Consider the following 16,739-nt stretch of genomic DNA (forward strand, 5'->3'; position numbering starts at 1 on the left):
AAAATCCCTATGAGCCGCGCATTTGTAAATGAAGACAACGCTGCCGATCAGGCCAATACGCCCATTGAGCGCCACGTCAGCGATCAGCCCAACCTGGTGACCGCTGAAGGGCTGGCCCAGATGCAGGCCAGGGTCAGCGAGTTACAGCGCCAGCACAGTGACGAAACCGCACGCGGCGAGCAGGCCGATAAACAGCGAATAGCCGAGCTTGAACGCGACTTGCGCTACTTCAATCAGCGGTTAAACACCGCCCGCGTCATTGCTCCCGCGACATCTACGCAGGAGGTGCAGATTGGCAGTTGGGTGACATTTGCCGATGAACACGGCGTTGAGCAGCGGGTGCAATTGGTAGGCGAGGATCAGGCCGATACACGCAACGGGCTGATCAACTGGGGCTCGCCGCTGGGGCGAGCCCTGCTCAAGACACAGCTGGGCGATGAGGTGTTGTGGGTTCGACCTGCCGGGAATGTGCAGGTCGAAATCATCAAGATTGAACCGGCTTAAACCACGCCTTGAGCCAGCATGGCATCGGCCACTTTGACGAAACCGGCAATGTTGGCGCCTTTGACGTAGTTGATGCGGCCGTTTTCTTCACCGTAGTGCACGCACGCATGGTGAATGGACTGCATGATGTTGTGTAACTTGCTGTCCACCTCGCCTGCCGTCCACAGTAAGCGCATGGCGTTCTGCGACATTTCCAGGCCGCTCACGGCTACCCCACCGGCATTTGAAGCCTTGCCCGGCGCAAACAAAGTACCCGCTTCAATAAACAGATCGACAGCCTCAAGGGTGGTCGGCATGTTCGCCCCTTCAGCCACGCACACGCAGCCATTGCGCAATAGCGTGCGCGCCGCCTCGGCGTCCAGTTCGTTCTGGGTCGCGCAAGGCAGGGCTATGTCGCACACCAGACTCCACGGGTGCTGGCCGGCCAGGAACTCCAGACCAAACTGTGTCGCCAGCTCGCTGATGCGGCCACGCTTGACGTTTTTGAGCTCCATCAGCGCTTCCCACTGCTCTTCGCTCAAACCCGCTTCGCAGTACAGCGTGCCTTCGGAATCAGACAGCGAAATCACTTTACCGCCCAGATCCATCACCTTACGTGCCGCGTACTGCGCAACGTTACCGGAACCGGAGATGGCGACCCGCTTGCCGTCAATACGCTGACCGCTGCGCTTGAGCATTTCCTGAGCGAAGTACACACAGCCAAAACCGGTGGCTTCCGGACGGATCAAACTGCCCCCGTAGCTCATGCCTTTGCCGGTCAGCACCGAGGTAAATTGATTACTCAGACGCTTGTATTGGCCGAACATAAAGCCGATTTCCCGTGCGCCCACGCCGATATCACCCGCGGGCACGTCCACATCCGAACCGATATGGCGGTACAGCTCACTCATGAATGCCTGACAAAACCGCATGACTTCGGCGTCGCTTTTGCCTTTAGGGTTGAAGTCCGATCCACCCTTGCCGCCGCCCATAGGCAACGAGGTCAGGGAGTTTTTGAAGGTTTGTTCAAAGGCCAGAAACTTCAGAACACCTAAATTGACCGAGGGGTGGAAGCGCAATCCACCTTTGTACGGGCCAATGGCACTGTTCATCTGAATACGGAAACCGCGATTGACCCGCACTTTGCCTTCGTCGTCGACCCACGAGACACGGAACACGATGGCACGCTCGGGCTCACAGATGCGCTCAAGAATGCCGGAGGTCAGGTAATGAGGGTTGGCTTCAAGAAAAGGCCAAAGGCTGCGCAGGACTTCTTCCACAGCCTGGTGGAATTCCGGTTGGTCCGGGTCACGTTTTTTCAGGCGGGCAAGGAAGTGGTCGACGGATTCGATCATGGAAAAGTCTCGGCAAATTTGTTGTCGTTAGAAGGCGATTGGCCAGAACTTTATCAATTCATGTCGCACCGCGACAGCGCAAAATGTCGCAGTTCTGAATTTAAATGGTGCTTTTATATAAATAGAACCGATTTCAAAGGGTTTTGCGCACCAAAAAATGGCTTCTTGTACGCACTTTTGCACCATTGAAAACCGAACCGTAGCAGCTGCGAGGCTGCGTCCGATTGCGAAGCGATCGTAGGATTCGTCTCTGCATGTTTAATGTCACACCGCCTTTACGACGGCTTCGCCGCCGGACACAGCCTTCGGCTGCGGCTACGAATTGAAGTCCGCACACCAAAAAAAACGGCGCCCGAAGGCGCCGTCTTGTGTTGCAACCGCCCTTACTGGGCCAGTTTTTTGTGACGCACGCGGTGCGGCAAGGTGGCCGCTTCGCCGAGGCGCTTTTTACGATCAGCTTCGTACTCGGTGTAGTTGCCTTCAAAGAAGACCGCTTGCGAGTCGTCTTCGTACGCCAGGATGTGAGTCGCGACGCGGTCAAGGAACCACCGATCGTGAGAGATCACAATGGCGGCGCCCGGGAAGTCCAGCAGCGCTTCTTCCAGCGAACGCAAGGTCTCAACGTCAAGGTCGTTGGACGGTTCGTCGAGCAGCAACACGTTGGCGCCCTCTTTCAAGGTCAGAGCCAGGTGCAAGCGACCACGCTCACCACCGGACAAGTCCTTGACGAACTTCTGCTGATCGCCGCCTTTGAAGTTGAAACGACCGACATAGGTACGCGACGGAATTTCATAGTTGCCAATGCGGATCACATCAGAACCATCGGAAATGGCCTGGAATACCGTTTTGCTGCCATCCAGGTCGTCACGGCTCTGGTCAACACACGCCAGTTGCACGGTGTCGCCAATTTCGATGCTGCCCGAATCCGGCTGCTCTTTGCCCATCAGCATGCGGAACAGGGTCGATTTACCCGCACCGTTACCGCCGATCACGCCAACAATGGCGCCTTTAGGCATCGCGAACGACAGGTTGTCGATCAGCACGCGATCGCCGTAACCCTTGGAGACGTTTTTGAACTCAATAACCTTGTCACCCAGGCGCGGACCGGCCGGGATGTAGATTTCGTTGGTTTCGCTACGCTTCTGGAATTCCTGCGATTGCAGTTCTTCGAAGCGTTGCAGACGTGCCTTGGACTTGGACTGACGCGCCTTGGCCCCTTTACGGACCCACTCCAGCTCGTCTTTCATGGCCTTTTCATGGGCCGACTGCTGTTTGGATTCGGCCGCCAGACGATCGGACTTGGCTTCAAGCCAACCCGAGTAGTTGCCTTCGTAAGGAATGCCCGCACCGCGGTCGAGTTCCAGAATCCAGCCCGCCACGTTGTCCAGGAAGTAACGGTCGTGCGTAATCGCAACCACAGTGCCCGGGAAGTCGTGCAGGAAGTGCTCCAGCCAAGCCACCGAATCAGCATCCAGGTGGTTGGTTGGTTCGTCGAGCAGCAGCATGTCCGGGGCCGACAGCAACAGGCGGCACAGGGCTACACGGCGTTTTTCACCACCCGACAGGTGCTCGACCTTGGCATCCCAGGCCGGCAGGCGCAGTGCATCGGCAGCGACTTCGAGCTGGCGCTCAAGGTTATGACCGTCACTGGCTTGCAGAATGGCTTCGAGCTTGGCCTGTTCAGCAGCCAGCTTGTCGAAGTCGGCATCCGGGTCCGCGTATTCGGCATACACCTGATCCAGACGCGCTTGGGCATCCTTGATCACGCTAACGGCTTCTTCAACCACTTCGCGAACGGTTTTGCTTGGATCCAGTTGCGGTTCTTGTGGCAGATAGCCTATGTTCAGGTCCGGCATTGGACGGGCTTCACCGTCAAACTCGGTATCAACGCCAGCCATGATTTTCAACAGGGTGGATTTACCCGAACCGTTCAAACCGAGTACGCCGATCTTGGCGCCCGGGAAAAACGACAGGGAGATATTTTTCAGGATTTCCCGCTTCGGCGGAACAACTTTGCTCAACCGATGCATGGTGAAAACGTATTGGGCCATGGAGAACCTAGCGTCTGTGACTGATGAATAAAGCGCGAGCTACGCCCGGATCAGGCCATAGCAGTCAGTCAGGGACTGATCGAAATCAATACCTGCTCGCACAAAAAGCCTAAGTGTAGGAGATCGAATGCTCCCGCGTAACCGGCAAAGCTACCTGAATGCGCTGATCAGGGCAAACCAACCGGCGCCACAGAGCTGGCACTTTGCCACAACCCAAGGCATGCTAGGCGTCCTCTGGGCGTAGGCTTATAGCCATACAGCCAAACCGCAGGATCACAGTTTGCCCAACGTCAACGCGTCAACGTCCACTCGCGCACCCAAACCAGGCCAACGCACTGGCACGCCTGTGCGCGGCACGCTCAAAGGGGCACTGGCGACGCTGGTTCTATTCTTGCTGGGCATGTTGTTCTGGTTGTTAATTGAGCAATATCAGGAAACCCTTCAGCAAGAGCGGCAATGGAGCATCAATTACAGCGCCGACCTGGCGGACAACATCAGCTTGAATATGGCCCTCAGAGCCGAAATCGCGCTGAACCAGTTACCCCAGTACGAGCAGCCAACCACCTCGCGCCAGCAACAAGCCCTGGTCAATCGGCTGCGCCAATCCTTACCGTCCCTGCATAGCCTTGCTTGGTTAAGCCCCGACGCAAAAGTGCTGATCGACAGCACTGGCATCAGCCCCGATGCCGCCTACCTCGAAGACTGGATCAAACACCGCCAGCCCATCCAGCGCACCGATGGTTACTACTACGCCAGTAACCGTGATGGCAGCCTTTCTTATTTATTGCTGAACCACCCCATTGGCCCGGCCAGAGGTTACTGGCTGCTGCGCATGACACCCGACTTGCTGCAAAACCTGACACGCCAGACAGCCGCAACCAAACGTCCACAATGGCTGATTGAAAACACCCAAACGGGCCGAGTGCTCAGTCACAGCGACCCGACCATTCGTCCCTCCTCAGCCATGACACAGGCCGACATAGAAGACACCGTACTATTAAAGCCCTTGAGCCACAGCGACTGGCAACTACGGGGGCTGTTCAACGAACAGAAGACCATTGAAGCCCTCTTGCCCGGACTGATCGCAAAGTGCCTGCTCGGTTTGCTGTTTTCATTGCTGCCGATTGTCGCACTGGTGAACATGCGCCGCCGTCAACGGCAGTTACACGAGGGGCGCCGGCGTTATCACGATATTTTTGAAGGCACCGGGGTGGCGCTTTGTGTGCTCGACCTGGCCAACTTGCCAGGTTTTCTGGAGCGCGAGAAATTACACAACGTCGACGCTCTGACGCGCTGGCTCACCCAGAATCCTGAGCGCCACCCGTTATTGCTTGAGCAATTGCGCATCACCGAAGTGAATCAGGTCGCCATGCATCTATTGCAGGTCGGATCCGAAGACGGTGCCTGGTTAAAACTGATTAACGGTTGCCCGAAAAACGCTGCTGCCATTGGTTATCGAGTGGTCGAAACCGTGATTACTCAGCAGCAACAGCTTGAGTTGGAAATCAAACTGAGTGACGCCAAGGGTGAAGATCAGCATTTATGGCTGGTGCTGCGCCTTCCGGAGGTCGAGCAGGACTATCACGCGGTCATTCTGAGCATCACGGACATCACCAGCCGCAAACTCATTGAGCTGTCCTTGCAAGAACGTGAACGCTTCTGGTCAGAAGTTGTGCGCACCGTGCCTGATCATTTGTATGTACAAGACGTGAATAGCCAGATGATGATTTTCAGTAATCACCATCTGGGCTATAGCTTGGGCTACAACGATGCTGAGCTGCACCAGATGGGCGCTTACTTCTGGGAAATACTGCTACACCCCGAGGATGCCGAACGATACGCGCAACGGCGCATCTTGCAGCGCGCCACCGCTTACAGCCAACTGTTGCAGTGCCAGTTACGCTTTCGCCATCGCACGGGTGTGTGGCGACGCTTTGATATACGCGAACAGGCCCTGGCCCGTAACGCTCGCGATCAGGTCACACGGATCATCGGAGTGGCTAAAGACATCACCGACCAGATAGAAGCCAGCGAATCCTTGCGCATGGCTGCCACGGTGTTCGAACACTCGACCTCGGCGATTCTGATCACTGACCCCGACGGGTTTATCGTGCAAGCCAACGAAGCCTTCAGCCGGGTCAGCGGTTACGCCGTGTCACACGTACTCGACCAACTGCCCACCATGCTCACCGTGGACGAACATCAGCAGACACACTTGCGCTACATCTTCAAACAACTCAGCCAGCACCGCTCATGGGAAGGCGAGGTGTGGCTTAAACGGCGCAATGGCGAGCACTACCCGGCGTGGGTCGGGATCACCGCCGTACTGGACAATGAAGGCGACCTGGCCAGTTACGTGTGCTTCTTCAGCGATATCAGCGAACGCAAGGCCAGTGAGCAGCGCATCCATCGCCTGGCGTATTACGATGCGCTGACCCACCTGCCCAACCGCACACTGTTTCAAGATCGCCTGCACACCGCACTGCAACAAGGCGACCGGAATAAATCGTGGGTGGTGCTGATGTTCCTCGATCTCGACCGCTTCAAACCCATCAATGATTCCCTGGGGCACGCGGCAGGCGACCGCATGCTCAAAGACATGGCCATACGCCTACTGGCATGTGTCGGCGACGACGATACCGTGGCTCGGATGGGCGGAGACGAATTCACCCTGCTTTTACAGCCGCGCAATACCCGTGAGCACGCTCTGAACCGGGCGGTTCATGTGGCCGAAGAAATTCTCGCCAGCCTGGTGAAACCCTTTGTGCTGGAAAGCCGCGAGTTCTTCGTGACGGCCAGCATCGGTATCGCCCTGAGCCCTCAGGATGGCAAGGAACTCAGCCAACTGATGAAGAACGCCGACACGGCGATGTATCACGCCAAGGAGCGCGGTAAAAACAACTTCCAGTTCTATCAGGCCGACATGAACGCCAGCGCGCTGGAGCGCCTCGAACTTGAGAGCGACTTGCGCCATGCGCTGGACCTGCAAGAGTTCATCCTCTATTACCAGCCACAATTCAGCGGCGACGGTAAACGCCTGACCGGCGTTGAAGCGCTGCTGCGCTGGAATCACCCTCGGCGCGGGCTAGTGCCGCCAGGGGATTTTATCCCGGTGCTCGAAGAGCTCGGGCTGGTGGTAGAAGTCGGCGACTGGGTGCTGACAGAAGCCTGCCGGCAGCTCAAGCACTGGCACCAGGCCAAAGTGCGTGTACCTAAAGTGTCGGTCAATATTTCGGCCCGTCAGTTTTCCGATGGCCAGCTCGGCACACGTATCGCCAACATTCTAAAAATGACCGGTTTGCCCCCGGCCTGTCTGGAGCTGGAGCTGACCGAAAGCATCTTGATGCGTGAAGTCAGCGAAGCCCTGCACATTCTGGATAGCCTCAAAAACCTCGGGCTAAGTATTGCCGTCGATGACTTTGGCACGGGCTACTCGTCGCTCAACTACCTCAAACAATTCCCGATTGATGTGTTGAAAATTGACCGCACCTTTGTCGATGGCCTACCGCTGGGCGAGCAAGATGCGCAAATTGCCCGGGCCATCATCGCGATGGCCCACAGCCTGAACCTGTCGGTGATCGCCGAGGGCGTCGAGACCCACGAACAGTTGAATTTTTTGCGCGAGCACGGTTGCGATGAAGTGCAGGGTTATCTGTTCGGCCGACCGGTGCCTGCCGAGCAGTTAGCCTTGCAACTAACGGCCGCCAGTCGCGAGCTACCGGCGTGAAGCTCGCAGCTCGTCACCATGAATCGCATTCATATGTCAGAAAAAATCCATTGAGTTAGAATGCCCTCCTTTTCTGCCCCCCGATCCTTGAGGACCGCCATGTTCAGCCGTGATTTGACACTTGCCAAGTTCGACGCCGACCTTTTTGCCGCCATGGAGCAAGAAGCTCAGCGCCAGGAAGAACATATTGAACTTATCGCCTCGGAAAACTACACCAGCCCAGCGGTCATGGAAGCTCAAGGCTCGGTACTGACCAACAAGTACGCCGAAGGTTACCCAGGCAAGCGTTACTACGGCGGCTGCGAATATGTAGACGTGGTTGAGCAACTGGCCATCGACCGTGCCAAGGAACTGTTCGGTGCCGATTACGCCAACGTTCAACCCCACGCCGGTTCCCAGGCCAACAGCGCTGTTTACCTGGCGCTGCTGTCGGCAGGCGACACCATTCTGGGCATGAGCCTGGCTCACGGCGGTCACTTGACCCACGGCGCCAGCGTTTCGTCCTCGGGCAAGCTGTACAACGCCATTCAGTACGGCATCGACGCCAACGGCCTGATCGACTACGACGAAGTTGAGCGTCTGGCCGTTGAGCACAAGCCAAAAATGATCGTGGCCGGTTTCTCTGCCTACTCGCAGATTCTGGACTTCCCGCGCTTCCGCGCCATTGCCGACAAAGTAGGCGCTTACCTCTTCGTCGACATGGCTCACGTTGCCGGTCTTGTAGCCGCAGGCGTATACCCGAACCCGGTGCCGTTTGCAGACGTGGTGACCACTACGACTCACAAAACCCTTCGCGGTCCTCGTGGCGGTCTGATTCTGGCCAAGGCCAACCCTGAAATCGAGAAAAAGCTGAATTCGGCTGTTTTCCCGGGTTCGCAAGGCGGTCCACTGGAGCACGTGATTGCAGGTAAGGCTGTTTGCTTTAAAGAAGCCCTGCAACCGGAGTTCAAGGTTTACCAGCAACAAGTGGTGAAAAACGCTCAAGCTATGGCGTCGGTATTCATCGAGCGCGGTTTTGACGTGGTATCGGGCGGCACTGAAAACCACCTGTTCCTGCTGTCGCTGATCAAGCAAGACATTTCCGGTAAAGACGCTGACGCCGCACTGGGCAAAGCATTTATCACCGTGAACAAAAACTCCGTGCCGAACGATCCTCGCTCCCCGTTTGTAACCTCGGGCCTGCGTTTCGGTACACCAGCAGTCACCACTCGCGGCTTCAAAGTAGAAGAATGCCGTGAACTGGCGAGCTGGATTTGCGACATCCTCGACGACATCAACAACGAAGCTGTGATTGATGCTGTTCGCGAGAAAGTAAAAGCCATCTGCGCCAAGCTGCCGGTCTACGGCAACTGAGTGTCGATCGCTGAATAAAAAAGCCCGGCGTTGAGCCGGGCTTTTTTGTGGGCGGTGGTTTACTTGCGGGCCTTGAGAATTACAAACTTGGGTGTGGCCGCCACTTGCTCTACACCACGAAACAACTTGGCCAGCTTGCTGTGATAACCCAGATGACGGTTGCCGACGATATACAGCGCACCGCCGACGACCAGCGCATCACGGGCTTGCTGGAACATGCGCCACGCCAGAAAGTCACCCACCACTTGCTGCTGGTGAAACGGCGGGTTGCACAGCACCACGTCCAGTGAGTTTGGCTCTTGCCCGGCCAAGCCATCACCTGCCCGCACAATGACCTCACGCTCACCCAGAATAGCCTGCCAGTTTTCACGGGCGGACTGCACTGCCATAAACGACTCATCAACCAGCGTGTAGTGAGCCTCAGGATTGTTCAGCGCACTCGCAATCGCCAGCACCCCATTGCCACACCCCACATCAGCCACGCGGGCAGCCCCCAGGTTTTTGGGCAGATGGGGTAGAAAAGCGCGAGTACCGATGTCCAGCCCTTCCCGGCAGAAAACATTGGCATGGTTGAGCAGCTCAATCGCCGGTTCATCCAGCAGATAGCGAGTAGGGTAAGGCGAAACAAACGGTTGTTTAGTTTCAGGGGTAGCCATCAGCAGTCGGGCTTTTTTAACCGCCAATGAGGCCTGTACCGGCCCGATATACCGTTCCAGCAGCTCACCTGCGGCGCGCGGCAAATGTTTGACCATCGCCCCCGCAATCACCTGAGCATTCGGCGCCAACTGGCCTTGCAGACGAATAAGCTGTTCTTCAAGCAGGGCCAGGGTTTTAGGGACGCGCACCAAAACGCAGTCGAAAGGGCCTGTTAATGGCTCACTGGCAGGGATAATCGTGACCGCATCAAATGCCTGGCCGTTAAGGACCAGATTTTTCTCCAGCGCCTGGATGGCGAGAAACGAGTCGCTGCTGCTGGTGACCTTCATCGTGGCCACAAGGCTGACTGCCAATGCGCCGAAGCTGTCATTGAGGATCAGCACCCGGCTACCAGCGGGTAGTCCCTGTTCGGCCAAGTGGTTCAGTAAATACTCATCTGCAGCATCAAAAGCCTGTAACGGCTCATTTTGCTGTTCAGGTTGGCGGATCAAACGGAGTTGAGCGAACGGGCTTTCAAGCACTGGCATTTATACAAACTCTGGGGCATCGAGACCCATGAAAATCGCCTTTGGGCGGTTTGACGGGCAATCGAGACCGGTGGGTTTTACAGGTGGCGCTGATTTTACTTTTTTTTAAAGCTAATTGCCTGATGCGATTTAACGCGCTGGCGAGGGAGACTGCTCACAGCGCACTCAACTAGATAAAACCGCGTTGAGTGGCGAGTACCACCGCTGACGTTTTATTGCTGGTGCCCAGTTTTCTGATCGCACTGCTGATATGAAAATTCACGGTGCGTGTCGTCAGCCCCAAAATCATGCCGACATCCGAAGCGGTTTTGCCTTGAGCTGTCCACTTCAACACCTCTGCTTCGCGCTGCGACAAATGCTCCAGAGGCGTCTGAACCCTTTGTGCGGGTGAAAGCTCGGCCAATACGGCTCCATGCAATTGGTTGCACAGCCACAATACATCGGCTGCTTTTTCATCAAACTCTTCTTGAGTAATAGCCGTACTGCTTCTGGCCATGTTCAAAATACTGGTCCAGCCTTGAGTGTCATGCACTGCTTGCGACCAGCCATAATTCAGGCCGTGCGCCTGAGCTTGCCTCGAGAGCTCAGGAGTGTCTCGAAAAATGGACTCATCCCAAATAATTGGGTCAATGGAGCGCTGGCAATGACTGACTAAAGGATTGTTAAGAGAAACGTCAATACTTCTGTAAAACTCGATAAACTCATCTGAATAGTTAGAAACACGCTTTACACTCACATGAATGTTTTTAAGGTGAGTAGTGAAGCAAAAACAGAAGTACTCAAAACCATAGCACTGTATCTGTTTGAGGGTATATTCATACAAGTCGCTTGGATTTAGCTTGTTAACATATTGTTTTTCATCGGGCACGCACTTAATGCCCATGAAATAGACCCCTCCCTTGAGCACAACAAATAGAAGATCCCTACACCCGATATTAATAAACTCCGGTAGGAAATAACAATATATAACACCACCAATTAAACATTAATGATGAACGGATCAATATACGAGAAAGCTCTAAGAACAGCGCCAACTCGCTGACTTTATGGCGCCAATATTTTGTTTTCCCGGCAAGTTCAATAGGGCAAATACTCTAATTCCGGTTAACACTATTACTTATTAACTAGTTCGATAGTTAGGCGTTGCACCCCTGAAACACTGGATGCCCCTACCCCTTCTGGGTGTTCCCGCGAGCGGGTTTGCGCGACACTAGCTCTTCAGTCAACACGGAGCGCACCATGACCGACAGTGCAGACAAGTTCACACGCCAGACGCTGCTTGAGGTAAACCCTCTGACTCCCAGCCTGTTTACACTGCGTACCACTCGCGACAATGGGTTTCGTTTCCGCGCAGGGCAGTTCACCAAGCTTGGGGTCACCAAGGCCGATGGCAGCACCGTATGGCGAGCGTATTCGGTTGTTTCATCACCTTACGACGAGTTTTTGGAGTTTTTTTCCATTGTGGTACCAGGCGGAGAGTTCACCAGTGAGCTGAGCCGGCTCAAGGTCGGTGACACGCTAATGGTTGAGCGTCAGGCGTATGGCTTTCTGACGCTGGACAGATTTATTGACGGTCGTGACTTGTGGTTGTTGGCCACGGGAACTGGGGTAGCCCCCTTTTTGTCGATCCTTCAGGACTTTGAGGTCTGGGAGAAATTTGAACGGATCGTGCTGGTCTATAGCGCACGCGAAGTACGCGAACTCGCCTATCAGGACTTGATCGCTGATCTGACCCAACGTGAGTACCTGGCCGAATATGCGCACAAGTTGACCTACATCCCGATAGTGACTCGCGAAGAAGTGCCCAGCACACTCAATGGCCGCATTACCACATTGATTGAAAGTGGTGAGTTAGAGCGTGCTGCCGGCGTGCAACTAAGCCCTGAGCACTCCCGGGTCATGCTGTGCGGTAATCCGCAAATGATTGACGACACACGCAAACTGCTAAAAGAACGCAACTTGCAACTAAGCCTGACGCGACGCCCAGGCCAGGTAGCCGTCGAAAACTACTGGTAACTCAGACCCTATAAACAACGGCGCCCTGAGGCGCCGCTGTTTAAACATACCGTTTAAGGTTTGTTGTTTTGTACTTTGAGCAAGTCGCGAATTTCACCCAACAGCTCTTCTTCTTTAGACGGCAACGGTGGCGCACTCGGCGCTACTGCTTCTTCACGTTTGAGCCGGTTGATGGCTTTCACGCCCATGAAGATAGCGAAGGCCACGATAATGAAGTCAATGACACTCTGGATGAACTTGCCATAGGCTAATACCACGGCAGGCGCATCGCCCGCTGCAGCTTTGAGGGTAATGGCCAGATCTGTGAAATCCACCCCGCCGATCAACAAGCCCAAGGGCGGCATGATCACATCGCCTACGAAGGAGGAAACGATCTTGCCGAACGCTGCGCCAATGATGATACCAACGGCCATATCGACCACGTTACCTTTGACCGCGAAGGCCTTGAACTCACTTATCACGCCCATAGGTTATTCCTTGTTACAGATGAGGTTGAGGGTGAAGTGTAAATCAGCCTGACTGATCTTGCCTGCCCGTCCTCTTTTATGCTCATAAATTGACAGCCAACGGTCAGCAGCCGTTTAAAAAACGGCTCGCTAAATAACCGTTTAGACGCGTCAGGGCCAGACCTTTTTTTCAATCGACTGTGTGCGACCTTTCTATTTAGAGTTTTCGGTCCAGGCCTCTAGCCTTTGTTCAGCGCCTTGATGCGCAGAAAATAATCAGAGGACTTACGCATGACCACCCCCCTAGGCTCAGGACTGCTTTCGCAGGGTCGCCTGCTGTGTGTTTTGAGCGCCGGCCTGCTGTCGGTTTCAGTCAACGCCGCCACCTTGACGCGTGACAACGGCGCCGCTGTTGGCGACAACCAGAACTCTCAAACGGCAGGCGCCAACGGCCCTGTGATGCTGCAAGACGTGCAATTACTGCAAAAGCTCCAGCGCTTTGACCGCGAACGCATCCCTGAGCGCGTCGTGCATGCGCGCGGCACGGGGGCTCACGGTACGTTTACGGTGACCAACGACCTGAGCGACCTGACCAAAGCCAATGTGTTTGCCGCTGGCGTGACCACCCCCGTGTTTGTGCGCTTCTCGGCCGTGGTGCACAGTGCTCACTCGCCTGAAACCTTGCGCGACCCGCGTGGCTTTGCCACCAAGTTCTATACCGCCGACGGTAACTGGGACTTGGTCGGCAACAACTTCCCGACATTCTTTATCCGCGATGCCATCAAGTTCCCGGACATGGTTCACGCCTTCAAGCCTGACCCACGCACCAACCTTGATGATGACTCACGTCGCTTTGACTTCTTCTCCCACGTCCCGGAAGCCACTCGCACCCTGACCGAGCTGTACTCCAACGCGGGAACACCGGCCAGCTATCGCGAAATGGACGGCAATGGTGTGCACGCCTACAAATTGGTTAATGCCAAAGGCGACGTGCGTTATGTGAAGTTCCACTGGAAGAGTCTGCAAGGCCTGAACAACCTTGATCCAAAACAAGTGACTCAGGTTCAGGGGCAAGACTACAGCCACATGACCCATGATTTGGTTACGCACATCAACAAGGGCGACTTCCCTAAATGGGACCTATACGTACAAGTGCTCAAGCCTGAAGACCTGAAGTCTTTCGATTTTGACCCATTGGACGCGACCAAAATCTGGCCCAATGTTCCTGAGCGCAAAGTCGGTCAGATGGTGCTGAACCGTAACCCGGCCAACGTCTTCCAGGAGACCGAGCAAGTCGCAATGGCGCCGGCAAACCTGGTGCCTGGCATCGAGCCGTCTGAAGACCGTCTGCTGCAAGGTCGCGTGTTCTCCTACGCCGACACCCAGATGTACCGTTTGGGCGCGAACGCCATGCAGTTGCCGATCAACGCTCCACGTGTGGCGGTGAATAACGGTAATCAGGACGGCGCTATGAATGCCGGTCACACCACCACGGGTGTGAACTACCAGCCGAGTCGCTTGATGCCCCGTGAAGAACCGCAATCTGCCCTTTACAGCCAGATGCCCGTCTCAGGCACTACCCAGCAAGCGAAGATCCAGCGTGAACAGAACTTCAAGCAGGCCGGTGATCTGTATCGCTCATTCAGCAAAAAGGAGCGTCAGGACCTGATTGAAAGCTTCGGTGGCTCGCTGGCAACCACCGATGACGAAAGCAAGCACATCATGCTTTCGTTCCTTTACAAAGCAGACCCTGAGTACGGCACAGGCGTCACTAAAGTCGCCAAAGGCGATCTGGCGCGGGTTAAAGCGCTGGCGGCCAAGTTAGTGGATTGACTTTTTACCCTCACCCCAACCCTCTCCCAGAGGGAGAGGGAGCTGATATGCGGTGATTTTGAAGGCGCATGCGGTCAGTCCCCCCTCCCCGCAGGAGATGGGGCCGATATGCGGTGATTTTGAAGGCGCAGGCGGTCAGCCACCCCCTCCCCGCAGGAGATGGGGCCGATATGCGGTGATTTTGAAGGCGCATGCGGTCAGTCCCCTCTCCCTCCGGGAGAGGGCTAGGGTGAGGGGCTTTTGATCCAGTCACTTAACAGGCAGCTCAACATGAACATTTTTCTTTCCCTGGCCTTGCTGCTCGTCAGCAGCCTAAGCCTTGCAGATGAACCCGACGTGCCCACCCAACTGCAAACCTACTATTTCGACGCCGCCCGCCAAGGCGACGTGGAGATGCTCAATACCTTCATTGCCTCTCACTACCCGCTCGATGCGCAGGACGACAAAGGCTATACCGCGCTCATCCTGGCGGCCTACAACGGCCATAGCAAGGCGGTAGAACAACTTCTGAACGCCGGTGCCAATGCCTGTGTTCAAGACAAACGCGGCAACACCGCCCTGATGGGCGCTATTTTCAAAGGTGAGCTGAAAATCGCCCGACGATTAATGGCCACCGAATGCAATCCCGATCAGCGCAATGGCGCCGGGCAGACCGCAGCCATGTATGCAGGCCTGTTCAAACGGGTCGAACTGCTCAACGATTTGGCCCGCAAGGGCGCCGACCTGAATGCCGAAGATGCCGTGGGCAATACTGCCGCCCGGCTGGCGAATGGCGAAATACGCATGCCGGCATCGCACTGATCACAAGCAGGTGGGCTATCATCGCGTTTTTTCCGTGGAGTTCAGATGGCCAAGCCAAAGCGCATATACGGCTGCACCGAGTGCGGCGCAACCTTTCCCAAATGGGCCGGGCAATGCGGCGAATGCGGCGTTTGGAACACCTTGGTCGAAACGGTTGTAGAAAGCGGCGCCGCCGCGCCACCCAGTGGCCGCACCGGCTGGACGGGACAGCCGGCGCAGCTCAAAACACTGGCCGAAGTCAGCATCGAAGAGCTGCCACGCTTCTCCACCGCTTCCGGCGAGCTGGATCGAGTGCTCGGTGGCGGTCTGGTTGATGGCTCGGTGGTACTGATCGGCGGCGACCCCGGCATCGGTAAGTCGACCATTCTCCTGCAAACCTTGTGTCATATGGCCGCCCGCATGCCAGCGCTGTACGTGACAGGGGAAGAATCTCAACAGCAAGTGGCCATGCGTGCCCGGCGTCTGGGTTTGCCACAAGACAAACTCAAGGTCATGACCGAGACCTGTATCGAAAGCATTATCGCCACGGCCAAGCTGGAAAAGCCCAAGGTCATGGTGATCGACTCGATTCAAACCATCTTCACCGAACAACTGCAATCGGCACCCGGTGGCGTATCGCAAGTGCGTGAAAGTGCGGCACTGCTGGTGCGCTACGCCAAGTCCAGCGGCACAGCCATTTTCCTGGTGGGTCACGTGACCAAAGAAGGCGCACTGGCCGGACCACGCGTACTGGAGCACATGGTCGATACCGTGCTGTATTTCGAAGGCGAGTCTGACGGTCGTTTGCGTTTGCTGCGGGCGGTGAAAAACCGCTTCGGCGCCGTCAATGAACTCGGCGTGTTCGGCATGACCGACAAAGGCTTGAAGGAAGTCTCCAACCCTTCCGCAATCTTTCTGACTCGCGCTCAGGAAGAGGTGCCGGGCAGCGTGGTCATGGCCACATGGGAAGGCACGCGGCCCATGCTGGTGGAAGTGCAGGCGCTGGTCGATGACAGCCATATGTCCAACCCGCGCCGCGTGACCTTGGGCCTGGATCAAAATCGTCTGGCCATGCTGCTGGCCGTATTACACCGTCACGGCGGCATTCCGACCCACGATCAGGATGTATTCCTTAACGTGGTGGGGGGCGTAAAGGTGCTCGAAACTGCCTCTGACCTGGCCTTGATGGCGGCGGTGATGTCCAGTTTGCGTAACAAGCCTCTGCCACATGATCTGCTGGTGTTTGGCGAAGTCGGGCTTTCGGGTGAAGTGCGGCCCGTGCCTAGCGGGCAGGAGCGCTTGAAGGAAGCGGCAAAGCATGGCTTCAAACGCGCCATCGTGCCTAAAGGTAACGCTCCCAAAGAATCGCCGCCGGGCCTTAAAGTCATTGGAGTGACGCGTTTGGAGCAGGCGCTGGATGCGTTGTTCGAATAACGGTTGAAAAGTGCAGCGCCGCCTACCGAAAATCTGCAAAAGAAGGCTCTAGACCAACCTCAGGGGGTGGTCTTTAG

12 protein-coding genes are annotated in these 16,739 nt (G+C 55.9%); 7 read left to right on the forward strand and 5 right to left on the reverse strand.

Annotated elements, in window-relative coordinates; all coding sequences use genetic code 11:
* Positions 1-9: 9 nt before the first annotated feature.
* Positions 10-504 (forward strand): GreA/GreB family elongation factor, encoded by a 495-nt coding sequence (locus tag EQV93_RS02595; RefSeq protein WP_240890821.1) that lies wholly within the window; start codon positions 10-12, stop codon positions 502-504.
* On the opposite strand, the gene gdhA is transcribed toward EQV93_RS02595, so the two are convergent.
* Together gdhA and ettA are read right to left on the reverse strand one after the other, a co-directional pair.
* Complete coding sequence (gdhA, locus tag EQV93_RS02600) at positions 501-1,838, reverse strand: NADP-specific glutamate dehydrogenase (RefSeq protein WP_122785858.1); 1,338 nt, start codon at positions 1,836-1,838, stop codon at positions 501-503. The genes EQV93_RS02595 and gdhA overlap by 4 nt on opposite strands.
* 383 nt (positions 1,839-2,221) lie before the next feature.
* Positions 2,222-3,889: an energy-dependent translational throttle protein EttA gene (gene ettA, locus EQV93_RS02605; RefSeq protein WP_122785859.1), complete on the reverse strand. Its 1,668-nt coding sequence runs from the start codon at positions 3,887-3,889 to the stop codon at positions 2,222-2,224.
* Positions 3,890-4,169: 280 nt separating this feature from the next.
* Here ettA and EQV93_RS02610 point away from each other — a divergent pair, with 280 nt between their 5' ends.
* Together EQV93_RS02610 and glyA are read left to right on the forward strand one after the other, a co-directional pair.
* Positions 4,170-7,616: a sensor domain-containing protein gene (locus EQV93_RS02610; protein WP_146425471.1), complete on the forward strand. Its 3,447-nt coding sequence runs from the start codon at positions 4,170-4,172 to the stop codon at positions 7,614-7,616.
* 99 nt (positions 7,617-7,715) lie between these two features.
* A complete protein-coding gene (glyA, locus tag EQV93_RS02615) occupies positions 7,716-8,969 on the forward strand; it encodes a serine hydroxymethyltransferase (RefSeq protein ID WP_122785861.1) in 1,254 nt (417 codons plus the stop codon).
* 59 nt (positions 8,970-9,028) lie between these two features.
* Here the strand turns inward: glyA and EQV93_RS02620 are convergent, their stop codons facing one another.
* Together EQV93_RS02620 and EQV93_RS02625 are read right to left on the reverse strand one after the other, a co-directional pair.
* Positions 9,029-10,153 (reverse strand): methyltransferase, encoded by a 1,125-nt coding sequence (locus EQV93_RS02620; RefSeq protein ID WP_122785862.1) that lies wholly within the window; start codon positions 10,151-10,153, stop codon positions 9,029-9,031.
* 169 nt (positions 10,154-10,322) lie between these two features.
* A complete protein-coding gene (locus EQV93_RS02625) occupies positions 10,323-11,036 on the reverse strand; it encodes an autoinducer binding domain-containing protein (protein WP_240890822.1) in 714 nt (237 codons plus the stop codon).
* A gap of 356 nt (positions 11,037-11,392) precedes the next feature.
* On the opposite strand from EQV93_RS02625, the gene EQV93_RS02630 reads away from it, so the two are divergent.
* On the forward strand, positions 11,393-12,169 hold the full coding sequence (locus EQV93_RS02630; RefSeq protein ID WP_240890823.1) for a ferredoxin--NADP reductase: 777 nt from the start codon (positions 11,393-11,395) through the stop codon (positions 12,167-12,169).
* A 53-nt stretch (positions 12,170-12,222) separates the two neighbouring features.
* Here the strand turns inward: EQV93_RS02630 and mscL are convergent, their stop codons facing one another.
* Positions 12,223-12,636 (reverse strand): large-conductance mechanosensitive channel protein MscL, encoded by a 414-nt coding sequence (mscL, locus tag EQV93_RS02635; protein WP_122785864.1) that lies wholly within the window; start codon positions 12,634-12,636, stop codon positions 12,223-12,225.
* Positions 12,637-12,906: 270 nt separating this feature from the next.
* On the opposite strand from mscL, the gene katB reads away from it, so the two are divergent.
* From katB to radA, 3 genes are all read left to right on the forward strand, one after another.
* Positions 12,907-14,448 (forward strand): catalase KatB, encoded by a 1,542-nt coding sequence (gene katB / locus EQV93_RS02640; RefSeq protein ID WP_146425465.1) that lies wholly within the window; start codon positions 12,907-12,909, stop codon positions 14,446-14,448.
* Between the two features lie 270 nt (positions 14,449-14,718).
* The gene (locus EQV93_RS02645) at positions 14,719-15,249 is read left to right on the forward strand and encodes an ankyrin repeat domain-containing protein (RefSeq protein WP_240890824.1); all 531 of its coding nucleotides are present in this window, start codon (positions 14,719-14,721) and stop codon (positions 15,247-15,249) included.
* Between the two features lie 45 nt (positions 15,250-15,294).
* Positions 15,295-16,662 (forward strand): DNA repair protein RadA, encoded by a 1,368-nt coding sequence (gene radA, locus EQV93_RS02650; RefSeq protein ID WP_240890825.1) that lies wholly within the window; start codon positions 15,295-15,297, stop codon positions 16,660-16,662.
* The last annotated feature ends 77 nt before the right edge of the window (positions 16,663-16,739 follow it).

The sequence above is a fragment of the Pseudomonas sp. TMW22091 genome (assembly GCF_022496705.1).
Classification (GTDB): Bacteria; Pseudomonadota; Gammaproteobacteria; order Pseudomonadales; family Pseudomonadaceae; genus Aquipseudomonas; species Aquipseudomonas saxonica.

Excerpts from the sequence above, each read along its gene's own strand:
- EQV93_RS02595 (WP_240890821.1), top strand. The coding sequence starts at position 10 with ATGAGCCGCGCATTTGTAAATGAAGACAACGCTGCCGATCAGGCCAAT.
- gdhA (WP_122785858.1), bottom strand. The coding sequence starts at position 1,838 with ATGATCGAATCCGTCGACCACTTCCTTGCCCGCCTGAAAAAACGTGAC.
- ettA (WP_122785859.1), bottom strand. The coding sequence starts at position 3,889 with ATGGCCCAATACGTTTTCACCATGCATCGGTTGAGCAAAGTTGTTCCG.
- glyA (WP_122785861.1), top strand. The coding sequence starts at position 7,716 with ATGTTCAGCCGTGATTTGACACTTGCCAAGTTCGACGCCGACCTTTTT.
- EQV93_RS02620 (WP_122785862.1), bottom strand. The coding sequence starts at position 10,153 with ATGCCAGTGCTTGAAAGCCCGTTCGCTCAACTCCGTTTGATCCGCCAA.
- EQV93_RS02625 (WP_240890822.1), bottom strand. The coding sequence starts at position 11,036 with ATGGGCATTAAGTGCGTGCCCGATGAAAAACAATATGTTAACAAGCTA.
- EQV93_RS02630 (WP_240890823.1), top strand. The coding sequence starts at position 11,393 with ATGACCGACAGTGCAGACAAGTTCACACGCCAGACGCTGCTTGAGGTA.
- mscL (WP_122785864.1), bottom strand. The coding sequence starts at position 12,636 with ATGGGCGTGATAAGTGAGTTCAAGGCCTTCGCGGTCAAAGGTAACGTG.
- katB (WP_146425465.1), top strand. The coding sequence starts at position 12,907 with ATGACCACCCCCCTAGGCTCAGGACTGCTTTCGCAGGGTCGCCTGCTG.
- EQV93_RS02645 (WP_240890824.1), top strand. The coding sequence starts at position 14,719 with ATGAACATTTTTCTTTCCCTGGCCTTGCTGCTCGTCAGCAGCCTAAGC.
- radA (WP_240890825.1), top strand. The coding sequence starts at position 15,295 with ATGGCCAAGCCAAAGCGCATATACGGCTGCACCGAGTGCGGCGCAACC.